Genomic DNA, 15,875 nt, shown 5'->3' with positions numbered 1-15,875 from the left:
CGTCCGGACCGGCCGCCGGCCGCCGCCCCGCGCGAGGATCGGTCACGCGCGATCCGGGCGCCGGTGCAGCAACGCGCCGGTGAGGACGCCCACGACGAATCCGGCCACGTGTCCGGCCCAGAAGACGTGGCTGTCGAACCGGGGCAGCAGGCCGGTGAACATTCCGGAGAACACCGCGACCACCATGATCGCGATCGCGATCCACCTGATGTTGCGGGAGAACCAGGCGCGGGCCAGCACGTACCCGAGCCAGCCGAATATGACGCCGCTCGCGCCGACGATGACCGCGCTGGACGGACCGATCGCCCAGTCGATCAATCCGGAGGCCAGGATGATGGCGGTCGTGACGATGGCGGCCTGCTTAAGACCTTCCATGACCATCACCCAGCCCAGCGCCAGGAACGGGATGGAGTTCGCGGCCAGGTGCGCGAAGTCGGCGTGCAGGAAGGGTGAGAGGACGATCCCGCGCAGCCCGACCGCGTGCCGGGGTTGGATCCCGAAGCGGGTGAGGTGGTGGTGGAGGACGGCGTTGACGATGGCCACCACGACGAGCACGACCCACGCCGTCACAACCACCATGACGGCCGTGATCGGGCCGTCGCCGCGAAGACCGCTGAGCATGCTCGTGTTGGCCAGCTCGTGCCGCCGCTGCTGCCGCCGGTTCATCGGCTGGCCTGGCTCCGGGATGCTCACGGCGACCAATTTACCGGGCAGGCCCCCAACGCCGTTGAGGTTGCCCTCGTTGCGGCCCCCGACCCGTTGAGGTTGCCCTCGTTGCGCCACCCGACCCGTTGAGGTTGCCCTCGTTGCGGCACCCGACCCGTTGAGGTTGCCCTCGTTGCGGCCCCCGACCCGTTGAGGTTGCCCTCGTTGCGCCCCCGGTGACCGCAACGAGGGCAACCTCAACGAGAATCGGTGGGCTACGTGGGCTACGTGGGCTAGGAGGCGCTGAGGTTCTCGTTCGGACGCGGGACCCCACGACTGGCCAGGCCGACCTCGCCGGCCTTGCGCCGGATCACGAACCGGTCGACCTCGGTGCCGTTCTCGGCCAGGGCTCGGACGGTGAGGGTCGTCGCCCGTCCGTGCGGGGCCGGAGCGACATCGACCGCGAGGAATGAGTATCCGGTGTAGCGAACGCGCGACCACTGGATTGTCTCGGTCACCTTGTTGCCGTTTGCGTCCCAGTAGTAGGACGGCACGTCACCGTGCGCCACCTCATGGCCGGCGTAGCTGTCCGGAACGGGGAAGCTGTACAGACTCCGGCCAGCACCCCCTGCCGTGACGTACATGGTGCCGTCCTCAGCCGGATCGACGGTGGCACCGATAGCCACGCTCCGGGTGACCGCGTTCGCTCGCAGGGCATCGCTGCGCTCGTAGACATGGTTGTGGCCGTTGATCACCAGATCGACTTTGTACTTGTCGAACAAGGGAACCCAGTCCGCGCGCACTCCGCCCTCGGAGGCGTGCTGATTGGTCGTTGAATAGGCGCAGTGATGGAAGTAGACCACTACGAAGTCGACGTCCGGCTGGGTTCGCAGGAAGTACAGCCGCTCGGCCAGCCACGCCGTTTGGCTTCCACCGCTATAACCCTTGTTCGCGGGGATCTCGTTCGACACGTCATTGGCGTCAAGGCTGATGTAGGCGACATTGCCGTAGATGAAGGAGTAGACCGAGGGGCACTTCGACGGGCCGTTGCCGGGGAAGTCCCAGCGCGCCTCCTGGCCGCCGTAGCCGTTGGGCGAGTACAGCGCCTCCATGTCGTGGTTGCCGGTCGCGACCATCCACGGAATCTGCTTGGCCACCAGTTCGGTCTGGTTCAGGAAGTTGTCCCAGACCCGCGGGTCGAAGACGTCGGTACCGTTTGCTCCCGTGCTCGACACCGGTTTGCCCTGCCCCGACGGGTCGGCGTACGCGATGTCGCCGGCGTGCAGGTGGAACTTCGGGTGCTGGCCGAGCAGGGTGGTGTCGTTTGCCAATGCGTCGTAGCTGACCCCTTGGTCCCCGAAGGCGGTGAACGTGTAACTCAGCGCGTGAGCCTTGCGGCGGGGGGCGGTCTCGAACTCCCCCAGCGACGTCAGGTTCGCTGCGTCTGCAGGATCGAAGCCGTCGTGGCCCACCCCGTAGAAGTACCTGGACCCCGGAAGTAGCCGGTCGAGTTCGACGTGCAGGTAGTACTGGTCGACGGGGGCGATGGCACCGGGCACTTCGGAGTGCAGCGCGCGTACCTCGGCCGGGATCTTCTGTCCCAGGTCCAGCGGATGACGACCCAACCGGACGAACGGATGCTTGACGATCGCCGGTACCTGCCAGGCGATACGCATCTGGGTGCGCGGATCGGCGCCGAAGGCCAGGTGCCGTGCGAACGGCACCACCGTCGTCCCGTGACGGGTCGAGGAGGTGATGAGGGTCGGCGAGGTCGGCGACGCCGCGGCGGACGTGGCCGGGAGCAGGCCCGCGACCGCGGTACCACCGGCAGCCAGGGCTCCGGTTCGCAACAACGTGCGCCGGGACGGACGGAGGCGGGTGAGGTACTCGTGTTGCTCAGCCATCGACAGGCGCTGCATGAGCTCGGCGGGAACACCCATACGGGGAAGGTCAGATTCGGTCACGGTGAAATGCTCTGCGTCGCAACCGAACCTGGCCTGTCGGAAAGGTGCCATGTTTGCGCACGTTTCGTGAACGGTACGGAAAGGACGAAGTTCGTCTAGTGGCGCGCAGGAACCCGCAACAAGGGCAACGTCAACGCGCAGGAGCCCGCAACAAGGGCAACGTCAACGCGCAGGAGCCCGCAACGAGGGCAACCTCAACGGAGGGCGGTTAGGCCCAGAGTTGATGCTCCAGGCGCTCGGCGGCTTGCTGCAACGACCCTGAGTAGGCGCCGGTCGACAGGTACTTCCAGCCGGCGTCACACACAACGAAGGCCACGTCGGCCCGCTGACCCGCTTTCAACGCCTTGTCGGCCACCCCGAGGGCCGCGTGCAGGATCGCCCCCGATGAGATGCCGGCGAAGATGCCTTCGTGCTCGACCAGATCCCGAGTGCGCCGAAGCGCGTCGTAGGAGGTCACCGAGAACCGCGACGTCAACACCGAATCGTCATACAGCTCTGGCACGAACCCCTCGTCGATGTTGCGCAGGCCGTACACCAACTCCCCGTACCTGGGCTCGGCCGCGACGATCGCGACCCCCGGTACCTTCTCCCGCAGGAAGCGACCGGTACCCATGAGGGTGCCGGTCGTGCCCAGGCCGGCGACGAAGTGCGTGATGGTGGGCAGGTCGGCCAACAGCTCAGGTCCGGTGCCCTCGTAGTGCGCAAGCGCGTTGGCCGGGTTGCCGTACTGGTACAGCATCACCCATTCGGGATTGTCGACCGACAACTGTTTGGCCATCGCCACGGCCTGGTTCGAGCCGCCGGCCGCCGGTGAGGAGATGATGCGGGCGCCGAACATCTCCAGCAGTTGCCGGCGCTCCTCGGAGGTGTTCTCCGGCATCACGCAGACCATCCCGTAGCCCTTGAGCTTGGCGATCATGGCCATCGAGATGCCGGTGTTGCCCGAGGTCGGCTCCAGGATCGTGCAGCCCGGAGTCAATCGCCCGTCCGCTTCCGCGACCGCGATCATCTTCAGCGCGGCGCGGTCCTTGATGGAACCGGTCGGGTTGCGGTCCTCGAGCTTGGCCCACAGCCGGACGGCCGGACCGTCGGCGGTGTCCGCCCAGCGCGGGGAGAGCCGAGGAAGGCCGATCAGCGGGGTGTTGCCGACCTCAGCGGCGAGGTTCTCGTACCGAGTCACGGGTGCAGGCTCAGCGTGCCCCACCGGCGACGGCGGGCAGGATCGTGACCGAATCGCCGTCGGACAACGTGGTGTCCAGCGAACCGGTGAAGCGGACGTCCTCGTCGTTGACGTAGATGTTGACGAAACGGTGCAGCGAACCGTCGTCGGTGATGAGGCGGCCCTTGAGCCCCGAGTGCCGGCTCTCCAGATCGTCGAGCAACGCGGCGAGGTTGGCGCCGTCACCGGGGACGGCCTTCTTGCCGTCGGTGTAACTGCGAAGGATCGTGGGGATCTTGACCTCAACGGCCATGGTGGGGGTACTCCTTCAGACGCGCGTCGCGGCAGGCTGCCGGCGCAGGGATGACACTCTTGGGGACAACGGTGGGGGGCGGCTGAATATGTCCGCGCCGGCCGCCCCAGGGCCGCTCAGTGACAGTCGTAACAGACCACGAGAACGGTGTGCCCGAGCAACGCACGCTCGATCACGACCTCGCTAGCCGGTTCGAAACGGCGCGGCAGCTGCTCACACATCGCCGTCCACCACCGTCACGTCCTCCTCCGTCACGACGCCGTCGATGATGCGGAACGAGCGGAACTCCACCGAATCCGGCTCGCGGGTCGAGACCAGGACGTAGTGCGCGTTGGGCTCGGAGGCGTAGGCGATGTCCGTGCGCGACGGGTAGGCCTCGGTTGCCGTGTGGGAGTGGTAGACGATGACGGGCTCTTCGTCATTGGCGTCCAGCTGCTTGTACAGCTGCAACAGGTCGGAGGAGTCGAACTCGTAGAACGTCGGCGAGCGAGCGGCGTTCAGCATCTCCACCACACGCACCGGGCGGTCAGAGCCCTCAGGCCCGGCCACGACACCGCACGCCTCGTCCGGGTGGTCCCGGCGCGCGTGGGCGACGAGGGCGTCGTAGGTCGCCTGAGAGAGGGTCAACACAGTAGGTCAGGATATCCGCTCGCCGACGGCCCGAGTGATCAGGGCTGTCACGGCCGGGTGATGAGGGCCGTCCCCGGCGGATGGTCAGCCCATCAGGTGCAGCACGAGCATGTCCTGTACGGCCGTCAGCCAGCCGTACAGGGCGTTGGACTCCACACTCGGGTCGAGTTCGGTGTCCTCGCTCACCTCCAGCCGCACGCCGAGAACCAGGCGCACGTCGTTCAGGACCCGGATCCAGCGATCGGCGCCGTCGTCGTCGAGTTCGATCCGCCCACCGCCCAGGGGCAACTCGGAGCGGCACAGCTGTAACCGGCCGGAGCGCTCGGTGCGCAGATCCGCGCCGACCAGCCCACGGAACTCCTCAGAAGCCTCGGAGTCGTCGGAGTACCCGTCGGGGTACAGGCGGGCCAGAGCCGGATCGACGAATACACCGAGCGAGTCGTCGGTGCTGTCCAGCAACGTTTCCAGGTCGTCGAGCAGCATCGCCAGCAGGGCGGACTCCTCGGCCTCGACGCTGACGCGCAGGACCTCGCCCTTGCGCTTGGCCTTCATCGGCCGCCTCGAGGACTCACGCGTCGCGCTGCACTGTCGCCCACAGGCCGTAGCCGTGCAACCTGGCCGTGTCGCCTTCCATCCGCTCGCGCGGCCCGGAGGACACGATCGCCTTTCCCTTGTGGTGGACATCGAGCATCAGAGCCGTCGCCTTGTCCTTCGGGTAGCCGAACACCGTCATGAACACGTGGGTCACGTAGTTCATCAGGTTGACCGGGTCGTTCCACACGACGGTGACCCATGGTCGGTCGGGGTCGAGTTGCTCGTCGGAACGGTGATCGGCCTCGGACTCCTTCGACGGAACGAGGGTCGGCATGGGAGCAGCCATGGGTCCCATGGTGACACGACCGCCGGGCAGTCTGCGACGATCAGAACCATGCCGGACGAGTCGACCGCCCTGTTCACCGATCGCTACGAGCTCACCATGCTGGCCGCCGCGCTGGCCGACGGCACCGCCGAGCGGCACTGCAGCTTCGAGGTGTTCGGGCGGCGGCTGCCCAACGGACGTCGCTTCGGGGTGGTCGCCGGTACCGGTCGGCTCATCGAGGCCATCGGGGATTTCACCTTCACTGCCGATCAGCTGGCCGTGCTGCTGGAGACCGGGGCGATCGATCACCGCACCGCCGACTACCTGGCGGGCTATCGCTTCAGCGGCCGGGTCGAGGGCTACGCCGAGGGTGAGCCGTACTTCCCGTACTCGCCGATCCTTTCCGTGACGGGCACCTTTGCCGAGGCGGTGGTCCTGGAGACCCTCGTCCTGTCCGTGCTCAACCACGACTCGGCGGTGGCCGCCGCGGCGGCCCGGATGGTGATCGCCGCCGGGAACCGTCCGATCATCGAGATGGGCTCCCGGCGGACTCATGAACAGGCAGCGGTGGCCAGTGCCCGCGCGGCCTACCTGGTGGGCTTCGCCTCGACGTCCAACCTGGCCGCCGGCGCGCGGTACGCCATCCCGACCGCGGGTACGGCCGCGCACGCCTTCACCTTGCTGCACGATCAGGAAGCCGACGCCTTCGCCTCCCAGGTCGCCGCGCTGGGAGTGGGGACCACGCTGCTCGTTGACACCTACGACATCGGCAAGGGCATCGACACGGCCATCGCGGTGGCGGGCCCGTCGCTGGGCGCGGTGCGCATCGACTCCGGTGACCTGGCCGTGCTCGCGCACCAGTCCCGGGCCCAGCTCGACCGGCTCGGTGCCACCGGGACGAAGATCGTCGTCAGCGGCGACCTGGACGAGTACTCCATCGCCGCACTGGCCGCCGCGCCGGTCGACTCCTACGGCGCGGGCACCGCCGTCGTCGTCGGGGCCGGGGCGCCGACCGCCGGGCTGGTCTACAAGCTCGTCGAGGTGGACGGGCGACCCGTGGCCAAGCGCAGCGAGAACAAGGCCAGCCGCGGTGGGCTCAAACGGGCCTACCGCGCCCACCGCGCGTCCGGGACGGCGATCGAGGAACGGATCGCCGTGAACTCCGGCGGCTACGTCGCGCAGGCCGACGAGCGTCCGCTCACCGTTGCCCTGATGGTCGACGGCAAGGCTGTCGACCGTCCCGCCTTGGCCGAGTCCCGCCGCCATCACCGCGCGGCCGTGAGCGAGCTGCCCTGGGAGGCGCTGAAGCTGTCGGCCGGCGACCCGGGCCTGCCGGTCACGTTCGTCTGAGACCGCTTTCCAGCCGCCCGCAAAGGGGACAAAGGCTCAGTAGCAGCAACGGTCTGCCGATGGGTGTTCTGTGAAGCAGGCCCGGGTTCTCATCGTCGACGATTCCGTGGTCGTCCGGAGAATCGTCAGTGAAGGCCTGTCCGCCGACCCGGGCATCGAGGTCGTCGGCATAGCCGCGAACGGCCAGCTCGCCCTCGACAAGCTCGACAAGCTGGACGTCGATGTGGTCGTCCTGGACATCGAGATGCCGGTGATGGATGGCCTCACCACGCTGCGGGAGATCCGCAAGCGAAACCGGCGGCTGCCGGTGATCATGTTCTCGACGCTGACCGAACGAGGCGCGGCGGCCACCCTGGAGGCCCTCTCGGCCGGAGCCAGTGACTATGTCACCAAACCGGCCAACGTCGGCAGCGTGACCGAGTCCCGCGAGCGGGTCCGCGCGGAGCTTGCGCCCAAGATCAAAGCGCTGGCCGAGGGCGCGGCCGCGCGAGGGTTCGCCTCGGCGCGACCGGCCGCCCCACTCAGCACGGCCCACCTGCTCAACCGCAGCCGGCCCAGCCTTTTGCCCGAGTCGGCGAACGGACTGGCGCGCACCGCCCAGGGCGGCGCCACCGGCCGCCCGGGCACCGGTGCGCGAGGTCAGGCCGATCGACTCGGCCAGCCCTCGACGCGGCCGCTGGCCCGGCCCCGCACCGCCGGGACCGGACCGCTGATCCTGGCCATCGGCTGCTCGACGGGCGGACCGGAGGCCCTCAGCTCGATCCTCCGGGAGCTGCCCGCCGACCTCCCCGTCCCGGTCGTCGTCGTCCAACACATGCCGCCGGTGTTCACGGCGCTGTTCGCCGAACGTCTGGACAAGGGCGCGAAGCTGACCGTGCACGAAGCCCGCGACGGAATGCCCCTGTCGCCCGGGCACGTCTATCTCGCGCCGGGCGATTTCCATCTGGAGGTCGAGCGCTCGGGTGGCGGAGCCGCCGGGCGGGTCCAGACCAAGCTCCACCAGCGCGCCCAGGAGAATTTCTGCCGGCCGGCCGTCGATGTGCTGTTCCGTTCGGTGGCCAGGGCCTACGGAGCGCAGGTCCTGGCGCTCGTCCTGACCGGCATGGGTAGCGACGGCAAGCTCGGCGCGGGCGACATCGCCGCCGCCGGCGGGGAGATCCTCGTACAGGACCGGGCCAGCTCGGTCGTGTGGGGCATGCCCGGCGCGGTCGCCGAAGCCGGCCTGGCACATTCGATCTTGCCGCTCACCGAGATCGCCGGGCAGCTCGTGCAACGAATGCCCCGGCGGCCGCCGAGCCTACCGACCGAGTTCAGCAACCGAGCTCGCGCACCACAGCACCATCTCCCCCTGCATGGATCCGAGGAAACACCGCAATGACACTCTCCGCCCCCGCCTTCGACTGGGTCTGCGCCACAGTGGAACGTGAGGCTGCCATCGTGCTCGAGCCCGGCAAGGAATACCTCGTCGAGTCCCGGCTGACCCCGCTGGCGCGCTCTGGCGGGCACCCCACCGTGACAGCGTTCGTCGACAAGGCGCGCACCAGCGCCGACCGTCGGCTGCGCGAAGACATCGTCGAGGCCCTCACCACCAACGAAACCTCCTGGTTTCGGGACAACAGCCCGTTCCAGGTCTTCAGCGACGAGATCATGCCGTACCTGAAGACCGAGCGGGCCGCGGCGCGCCAGCTGCGGATCTGGTCGGCCGCCTGCTCCACCGGGCAGGAGCCCTACAGCCTCGCGATGCTGCTCAACGAGGGCCTGCTGCCGGTGGGCTGGCGCAGCGAGATCATCGCCACCGACCTGTCCCCGGCGGTGCTTCGTCAGGCCGAGGCGGGGGTGTACAGCCAGATCGAGATCAATCGCGGGCTGCCCGCCAACCGGCTCGTCCGACACTTCACCCGCGCGGGCACCAAGTGGGCGGTCAACGACGATCTGAAGCGGATGATCAGCTTCCGTAAGCTCAATCTCGCCCAGCCGTTCCCGCCGATGGGTCAGTTCGACGTGATCTTCCTGCGTAACGTGTTGATCTACTTCTCGATCCAGACGCGGCGCGAGATCCTGGCCCGGATGCGCGCTGTCTGTCGGCCGGACGGCTTCCTGCTGCTCGGCGGCGCCGAGACCATCCTCGGCATGGACGAGCACTGGCAGCGGTTCTCCCAGGGCCGGGTGTCGCTGTACCGCCCGCGCTGAGCGGCGCCTTCAGCGACCGAAAGCGGCCGTCCACGCCCGGGTGAGCGTCGTCAGTGTTTCGTCGCTGAGGACGTCACCCATCACGCACGCCTGCAGATGACCGCTGACCAGGTTCCACAGGCCCTCGGCCCCGTCGGTCGCGTCGAAACCCCCGGCCCGGAACGCCTGCACACCCAGCAGTTGGGCCATCGCCGCCGCACGGACTCGGCCGGTTGTATAGGCGGCCCAGGATGCGTCGTGAACGGCTTCGGCCCACTGCGAGCCACTGGCCCGCATGACCTGGCCGATGGTACGTAGCCGGGCGCGGTCGCTGTCGGTGCAGCGACGCAGCTGGTCCAGGACCGCGGCGACCGATGCCTCGGCAGGCCCGACATCGACCGGCCGGTCTCCCAGTCCCGCCTCCGCAGCCCGGTAGCGACCGGTCAGCGCGACGGCCTCGGGGCCGGCCTCGCCGTCGGGCCACAGTCCGGTGATCCATTGCGCCGCCACCGCATCGAAGAGCGCCTCCTCGGCGTCCAGCACGGCCTGTTCGGGGTGCCCGGACCCGCCGGTGAGGCCGGCCGATCCCGCGGGCTCGGCCGGCGCGGCGTTACGGTCGGCGTCGGTCCACGCGAGAATTTCGGCACCGATCAGCCGCCGCAGGTCGTCGAGATCGACGATCATGCTGCGCACGAGGTCATCAGCCACCGTCTCCAGCACCGATAGCCGGTCTCCGGTACGACGCGGGACGTAGGAGCCCCGCAGCGAACCGAGTCCGGCGCTGGCCTGAGCGTCGGCGATCGCGTCCCAGCATTGAGCCCGGGACGGGCCGCTGGCCGGGAACGGGCGGCCGAATCGCGGCAGGTCGACCGGTTGCAGCTGCATCGCTCGGATGAGGATCGCGGCGACGCCCGGCCCGTTGGGGTGCCGGACGAGGTCGAAGCCGAGCACCGGAGCGCTCACGAGCGAAAGGGGCATATGTCGATCATGAGGCTCACAGAGGCCGCCCGCTACCCATGAAGGGCATCAAGTTCGCTCAATGTGAAGGGACTATCAAGAAACGATTACCCTTTACTCACAGGCCATTACTGTGCACAACCGCCCATCACCTGCAGGCGTCATGTTGCTACTGTCCGCACCCGGCAGCTCAGGCGGCAGCCGACGCCGCCGAGCCCACCGAGGCCAGGTCGAGCACCCGGGCGACGTCGAGCACCAGCAGCAAGTGTCCGTCCAACTTGTAGGCACCGATGATGAGTTCCCGTAGCCGTCCGGTCAGCGTGTCCGGCGGCGGCTCGAATTGTGAGTCGGGTACCTCGATGACGTCGCCGATCCGGTCCACGAGCAGACTCCAGACCTCGTCGCCGTTGCGCACGACGACGTTCATGCTGGAGCCGTTCTCCGACAGCGGCGACAGCTTGAGCCGGACCCGCAGGTCCAGCGCCGTCACGACCTGTCCGCGCAGGTTGATCAACCCCGCGACGGCCTCGGGTGCACCCGGCACCCGGGTACGCGGCTGATCGAGCAGCACCTCCTGGACATGCTCGACGCCGACTGCGCACTGGTGGTCGCCCAGGAAGAAAGTGGCTAGCTGCACCATGGTCAGATCGCTCCGGTCAGTTCGCCGGTGAGCTCACCGGACTCGAGGTGGTTGAAGAACATCGGGTCGGCGGCCAGGATCGCCGCCCGCACGTCGAGCAGTTCGGTGACCCGGTCCTTGATGAGGGCCGAACCGACCAGGCCGAAGTCCTCGACGTCACTGGGGATCGCACTGTCGGCACCGACGATGTCGATGATCTCGTCCACGGCCAGGGCGACGCTGCGACCGCGGGCCGAGTACACGACACCCGGGATGGTGGCACCGTCCACGCGCGCGGACGCACCGAGATGTTCCGACAGCCGCACCAGAGGCAGGATCGCGCCGCGGTAGCGGACGACCTCGCGCCGGCCGACCCGTTCGATGTTCTCGACCGGGAACTCCTCCAGCCGGGTGACGACGTCCAGCGGGATGGCGACCCGCCGCTCGTCGCCGAAGCCGACGACCAGCAACTGCTCCTCGCTGGCGGTGCTGCCCTCGGCGACGCTCTGTTCGAGCTGGGAGCGGTCGTGGGTGTCCACGCCGCGCAGCATCTTGCGGACCAGGCTCTGCACGTCCAGGATCAGCGACACCGCGCCGTCGCCCAGGATCGTGGCGCCGGCGAAGCTGCCGATCTCCTTCACGATGCCCGACAGCGGCTTGACCACGATCTCTTCGGTGTCCAGGACCCGATCGACGACCAGACCGAAACGACGACCATCGGCCTCGAGCACGGCCAGCACGCCCGGCTCGACCTCGCCGTCTTCGTTCAAGCTCACCACGGCGTCCAGCGAGAGTGCCTCCGAAAGCCGCACCAGAGGAAGCAACGAGCCCCGGAGCCGGTAGACCTCGGCCCCGCCGACGTCCTCGATGCCCGCCCGGGCAACGGTTGCGTCCTTGCTTCCGCCGAGGTTGACCAGTTCCAGCAGGTTGACCTGAGGCAAGGCGTAGCGCTCGCCGCTGCACAGCACGGTCAACGCGGGGACGATCGCCAGCGTCAGCGGAATCCGCAGTCGCCAGGTGGTCCCGCGTCCCGGTACCGAGTCGACCTCGATGGAACCTCCGATACGTTCGATGTTGGTGCGGACGACGTCCATCCCGACGCCGCGGCCGGAGACGTTGGTCACCGTCGCCGCGGTGGAGAATCCGGCTTCGAATACCAGCTGCAGAATGTCGGCCGGGGTCATCGCGGCCAACCGGGCCTCGGTGATCAGGCCCTTGCTGACAGCCTTGGGCCCGATGATGGCGGGGTCGATGCCCTTGCCGTCGTCGCCGACCTCCACCACGACCTGACCACCCTCGTGGGCGGCGCGCAGGCGCAGGATGCCGACCTCGGACTTCCCGGCGGCGCGTCGGTCAGCCGGCGGCTCGATGCCGTGGTCGATGGCGTTGCGCACGAGGTGGGTCAGCGGGTCCTTGACCGCCTCCAGCAGGGTGCGGTCGAGCTCGGTGTCACCGCCTTCCATCTCCAGGCGGACCGAACGTCCCAACTGTGAGCCGAGGTCACGCACAACGCGGGGCAGCTTCGACCAGACCTGGTCGATCGGCTGCATCCGGGTGCGCATCACGCCCTCCTGCAGTTCACTGGCGACCTGGTTGAGCCGGTGGCAGGCGCGGGCCAGGATCTCGTCGTCGACCGCCGCCGCCCGCTGCAGGATCTGGTTGCGGGCCAGGACCAGCTCGCCGGCCGAGCGCACCAGTTGCTCGAGCAGTTCCACGTCGACGCGAATGCTGGATTCGCCGACCGTGGAGGCCATAGGAGCGGGCGCGGGCTTGTCGGCCGGCGGTGCGGCGGGCGCGGTGGGCGGTGCGGTGGGCGGTGCGGTGGGTGCGGGAGCCGGAGTGGATTCGACAGCGGTTGCGACAGCGGTTGCGACAGCGGTTGCGACAGCGGTTGCGACAGCGGGACCCGCAGGTTCGGCCGGCGCCACCGGCGTCGCTGCCTCAGCGATTTCGGAGGCGGCCTCGACGGCAGCCGGAGCCGGGACGGACTGGCCCGCCGCCAGCATGGCCCGCAGCTGGGCGGTGAGACCCTCGACGTCGGTGTCGCCTTCGGTGCGCGAGGTCTCGATGTTGCCCAGCAGAACGCGGACCAGGTCGACCATGCGCAGCAGCAGGTCGGTCGTGTCCAGCGTCATCACGAACTGGCCGTCGCGCAGCTTGGCCAACAGGCTCTCTCCGGCGTGGGTGACCGTCTCCAGCCGGTGGTAGGCCAGGAAACCACTCGTGCCCTTGATCGTGTGGATGGTGCGGAAGATGCTGGCCAGCAGCTCGCGCGATCCCGGCGACTGCTCCAGGGCGACGAGATCCCGGTCGAGCTGGTCGAGGTTCTCGTAGCTCTCGATCAGGAACTCCTGAACGATTTCGTCTTCGAGTCCGGCATCGAGGTCGTCGTTGGCCATGGTGGGGGGTGCTCCGTTCGTTGCTGACACGTGCCGGCTAGAGCCGGAAGTTGTTGACGGCGGTGTTCAGATCGGCAGCGATTCGCGAGAGTTCAATCGCGGCCTGTGAGGTTTCCACCGCACTGCTGGACGTCTCTGCGGCCGCGGTCGCGATACCGGTGATGTTCATGGCGATCTCGGAGGAACCCGCGGCGACGTCGGAGATGTTGCGGACCATCTCGTTCGTGGTTGCCGTCTGCTCCTCCACGGCGGAGGAGATGACGACCTGGATGTCGTTGATCTGCTGGACGACCACAGTGATCTCGGCGATCGCGGTGACCGCGGCCTGCACGTCGGACTGGGTCGTGGCGACCCGCTCGGAGATGTCGTCGGTGGCGCGGGCCGCGGCCTGGGCCAATTCCTTTACCTCGTTGGCCACGACGGCGAAACCCTTGCCCGCCTCGCCGGCCCGGGCGGCCTCGATCGTGGCGTTGAGGGCCAGCAGGTTGGTCTGTTCGGCGATCGAGGTGATCATCCGCACGACCTTGCCGATCTCCTGCGAGGACTCACCCAGCTTGGTGACGGCCTGGGTCGCGGAGTCGGCGGTCACGCTGGCGTTGCCGGCGATCTCAGCGGCCTTGGAGGCACTGCCGGCGATCTCGCCGATGGCAGAACCCATCTGTTCGCTGCCGGCCACGACGCCGGAGATGTTGCGGGTGATCTCTTCTGCCGCCGCCGCCACCACATGCGACTGCGCAGCCGATTCCTCGGCGCTGCTGGACACGGCGGCCGACACGCTGCTCAGGCGCTCGGACGAATCGGTGAGCACGGTGGCGCTGGAGGCGATCTGACCGATCAACCCGCGCAGGGTGTCCACGCAGCTGTTGAGGGCCGTTCCCATCGCGCCGACCTCGCTACGGTCGCGCACCGTCACCCGGGCGTCGAGGTTTCCCTCGGCCACCCCTTCGAGCACGCGCACCGTCTCAGCCAGTGGCTTGGTGATCAGCGTCGCGATGACCCACGCCAGCGCGAGCCCGAGCAGGATGCAGCCGGCGGTGACTCCCATCATCAGCAGGCGCGCCGCGCTCTGGGCCCGATGCGACTGCCTCAGCAGGACATCGGCGTCGCTGTCCTCACCCTTGGTCAACGTGTCGACGATCGCGAGCAGCGTGGCCGAGGACGTCTTCACCGGTCCGGTGAGCAGGGCCGCGCTGACCTCGTCCATCCGTCCGGACAGCGCGTTGGCCTCGACGGTGGTCCGCGCCGACCTGAAGGACGTGATCGCATCCTTGAGCGCACCGATCTCGGCCCTGGCGCGCCCGTCGCCGGCGTTGGTCGCCACGTAGGAAGCGACGACCTTGTCCACGGCCACGTCGGCGTTCTCGACGTCTTGAGCGGTCACGTTGCTGCCGGCGGAGGAACGCGCCAGGGCGAAGTCCCGCAACAAGATCGAGGAGTTGGCGAACGACGTGCGGATCGCACCCAGCTCCTCGACGGAGTGCAACTTGTCGCCGTAGAGCACTTCGAGCCGGGCCTGGCTGGCAGACAGCCGCGAGAGGCCGATCCAGCAGACCACGCTCATCAGCGCGCAGAGGATGAGCACGGCCGCGAAGAGCTTGCGCCGTACGGGTAGATCGCGGACCAGGGACAGCGGCCCGCGGGCGGCCGGCACAGCGGCGTCGGTCATCGAAGCTTCTTTCGGTGACAAGTCGGTGAGAACAGCTATGGACAGGTGAACGGGCACAAGGACGGAGTCACCCGCCAGTTCTCCCCTTTCATCGGCCTGCCGGCCCGGGATGTGAGCCGTCTGTGGCTGGCCGGGAGGTCGGGCTGATCTGGCCACCGCAGCCGCTCAAGCGCGCACCGAGGGAGCCGATGAGACTTGCGACGCCGGGACCCACCGGCACGCCATACATCAGGACGCCACCAGGAGGACGGTCGATGAGGGCTTTGGTCGTCGACGACTCACGCGCGATGCGCATGATTCTCAAGCGAATTCTCACCACCGAAGGTTTCTCCGTCTCGGAGGCCGGCAACGGCCGCGAGGCTCTCGACGTGCTCGAGACGCTCGGCGCGGAGGACACCACCCCCGAGCTGGCACTGGTCGACTGGAACATGCCGGAGATGAACGGTCTGGAGTTCATCAAGGCGGTCCGGGGTGACGCGCGCTACGGCGACATGACCCTGATGATGGTGACAACCGAGAGCGAGCATTCCCAGATCGTCCGGGCCCTCGCCGCTGGCGCCCACGAATACGTCATCAAGCCGTTCACCGGCGACGGGATCGTGGAGAAGCTGGATTTGATGGGCCTGCGCCCGGAAAGCAGAATTGCATGACCACGATCGTCACCCCGTCGGGGGAAGATCTCGCCGCGCTGCTCGACCAGGTCTGGACGACCTACATCGGTGAGGAACTCGCAGTACTGCACACCGAACCGGTCGACGGCGGACCGGCTCCGCTGGGCGCGCCGGCCGAACAGATCCTGCTGGCCCTGATCTCGATCTCCGGCACCTGGAACGGACACCTCACCGTTCGCACCCTGCGCGATGTCGCACAGGGCGCGGCGACGGTCATGTTCGACCTGCCCGTCGAGGAGGTCGGTGACGCGGAGATCTCCGACGTACTGGGCGAGGTCGCCAACGTCATCGGCGGCAACGTCAAGGCGATGCTGCCCGAACCGAGCATGCTCTCCCTGCCGCAGGTCGTTGCCGGCGGCGGCACCGTATCCCTTCCCGCAACCGAACTGGCCGCCACCGCACAACTGGACTGGCGGACCTTGCCGATCATCGTCTCGCTGTGGCGGGCGAGCGACTCACCCGAAGGACGGTAGA

At 68.2% G+C, this 15,875-nt stretch carries 16 protein-coding genes; 5 read left to right on the top strand and 11 right to left on the bottom strand.

The window, feature by feature from the left end:
* Positions 1–42 precede the first annotated feature (42 nt).
* From M6D93_RS06205 to clpS, 7 genes are all read right to left on the bottom strand, one after another.
* The gene (locus tag M6D93_RS06205; protein WP_249773493.1) at positions 43–693 is read right to left on the bottom strand and encodes a rhomboid family intramembrane serine protease; all 651 of its coding nucleotides are present in this window, start codon (positions 691–693) and stop codon (positions 43–45) included.
* A 245-nt stretch (positions 694–938) separates the two neighbouring features.
* Positions 939–2,585 carry a purple acid phosphatase family protein gene (locus M6D93_RS06200; RefSeq protein WP_347343554.1) on the bottom strand — a complete coding sequence of 549 codons (1,647 nt, stop codon included), beginning with the start codon at positions 2,583–2,585 and terminating at the stop codon, positions 939–941.
* Positions 2,586–2,817: 232 nt separating this feature from the next.
* Positions 2,818–3,789, bottom strand: a complete 972-nt coding sequence (locus tag M6D93_RS06195; RefSeq protein ID WP_249773491.1) for a PLP-dependent cysteine synthase family protein — start codon at positions 3,787–3,789, stop codon at positions 2,818–2,820.
* A 10-nt stretch (positions 3,790–3,799) separates the two neighbouring features.
* Positions 3,800–4,081, bottom strand: a complete 282-nt coding sequence (locus M6D93_RS06190; RefSeq protein ID WP_249773490.1) for a MoaD/ThiS family protein — start codon at positions 4,079–4,081, stop codon at positions 3,800–3,802.
* A gap of 213 nt (positions 4,082–4,294) precedes the next feature.
* Positions 4,295–4,711: a M67 family metallopeptidase gene (locus M6D93_RS06185; RefSeq protein WP_249773489.1), complete on the bottom strand. Its 417-nt coding sequence runs from the start codon at positions 4,709–4,711 to the stop codon at positions 4,295–4,297.
* Between the two features lie 84 nt (positions 4,712–4,795).
* The gene (locus tag M6D93_RS06180) at positions 4,796–5,263 is read right to left on the bottom strand and encodes a DUF2017 family protein (RefSeq protein WP_249773488.1); all 468 of its coding nucleotides are present in this window, start codon (positions 5,261–5,263) and stop codon (positions 4,796–4,798) included.
* A 16-nt stretch (positions 5,264–5,279) separates the two neighbouring features.
* The gene (clpS, locus tag M6D93_RS06175; protein WP_249773487.1) at positions 5,280–5,591 is read right to left on the bottom strand and encodes an ATP-dependent Clp protease adapter ClpS; all 312 of its coding nucleotides are present in this window, start codon (positions 5,589–5,591) and stop codon (positions 5,280–5,282) included.
* 48 nt (positions 5,592–5,639) lie between these two features.
* On the opposite strand from clpS, the gene M6D93_RS06170 reads away from it, so the two are divergent.
* The 3 genes from M6D93_RS06170 to M6D93_RS06160 all read left to right on the top strand — a co-directional run bounded on the left by M6D93_RS06170 (position 5,640) and on the right by M6D93_RS06160 (position 9,110).
* Positions 5,640–6,920, top strand: a complete 1,281-nt coding sequence (locus tag M6D93_RS06170) for a nicotinate phosphoribosyltransferase (RefSeq protein WP_249773486.1) — start codon at positions 5,640–5,642, stop codon at positions 6,918–6,920.
* A gap of 70 nt (positions 6,921–6,990) precedes the next feature.
* Positions 6,991–8,298 carry a protein-glutamate methylesterase/protein-glutamine glutaminase gene (locus M6D93_RS06165; protein WP_249773485.1) on the top strand — a complete coding sequence of 436 codons (1,308 nt, stop codon included), beginning with the start codon at positions 6,991–6,993 and terminating at the stop codon, positions 8,296–8,298.
* Positions 8,295–9,110 (top strand): CheR family methyltransferase, encoded by an 816-nt coding sequence (locus M6D93_RS06160; protein ID WP_249773484.1) that lies wholly within the window; start codon positions 8,295–8,297, stop codon positions 9,108–9,110. The genes M6D93_RS06165 and M6D93_RS06160 overlap by 4 nt, the downstream gene beginning before the upstream one ends.
* Positions 9,111–9,119: 9 nt before the next feature.
* Here M6D93_RS06160 and M6D93_RS06155 read toward each other — a convergent pair whose 3' ends face one another.
* The 4 genes from M6D93_RS06155 to M6D93_RS06140 form a co-directional block, all read right to left on the bottom strand.
* Complete coding sequence (locus tag M6D93_RS06155; protein ID WP_249773483.1) at positions 9,120–10,067, bottom strand: hypothetical protein; 948 nt, start codon at positions 10,065–10,067, stop codon at positions 9,120–9,122.
* Positions 10,068–10,236: 169 nt separating this feature from the next.
* Positions 10,237–10,686 carry a chemotaxis protein CheW gene (locus tag M6D93_RS06150; protein WP_249773482.1) on the bottom strand — a complete coding sequence of 150 codons (450 nt, stop codon included), beginning with the start codon at positions 10,684–10,686 and terminating at the stop codon, positions 10,237–10,239.
* Positions 10,687–10,688: 2 nt separating this feature from the next.
* Entirely contained in the window at positions 10,689–13,064 is a 2,376-nt protein-coding gene (locus M6D93_RS06145) for a chemotaxis protein CheW (RefSeq protein WP_249773481.1), read from the bottom strand.
* Between the two features lie 37 nt (positions 13,065–13,101).
* The gene (locus tag M6D93_RS06140; RefSeq protein ID WP_249773480.1) at positions 13,102–14,730 is read right to left on the bottom strand and encodes a methyl-accepting chemotaxis protein; all 1,629 of its coding nucleotides are present in this window, start codon (positions 14,728–14,730) and stop codon (positions 13,102–13,104) included.
* 254 nt (positions 14,731–14,984) lie between these two features.
* Between M6D93_RS06140 and M6D93_RS06135 the strand changes: the two genes are divergently transcribed.
* Together M6D93_RS06135 and M6D93_RS06130 are read left to right on the top strand one after the other, a co-directional pair.
* Positions 14,985–15,380, top strand: coding sequence for a response regulator (locus M6D93_RS06135; RefSeq protein ID WP_347343524.1), 396 nt, complete (start codon positions 14,985–14,987; stop codon positions 15,378–15,380).
* Entirely contained in the window at positions 15,377–15,874 is a 498-nt protein-coding gene (locus M6D93_RS06130) for a chemotaxis protein CheX (protein ID WP_249773478.1), read from the top strand. Before M6D93_RS06135 ends, M6D93_RS06130 begins: the two co-directional genes overlap by 4 nt.
* The last annotated feature ends 1 nt before the right edge of the window (position 15,875 follow it).

It is taken from the genome of Jatrophihabitans telluris, from assembly GCF_023516435.1.
Lineage (GTDB): Bacteria > Actinomycetota > Actinomycetes > Mycobacteriales > Jatrophihabitantaceae > Jatrophihabitans_A > Jatrophihabitans_A telluris.
Note: the sequence above shows the minus strand (reverse complement) of the source record. Positions and strands in the feature narration are given on the sequence as shown.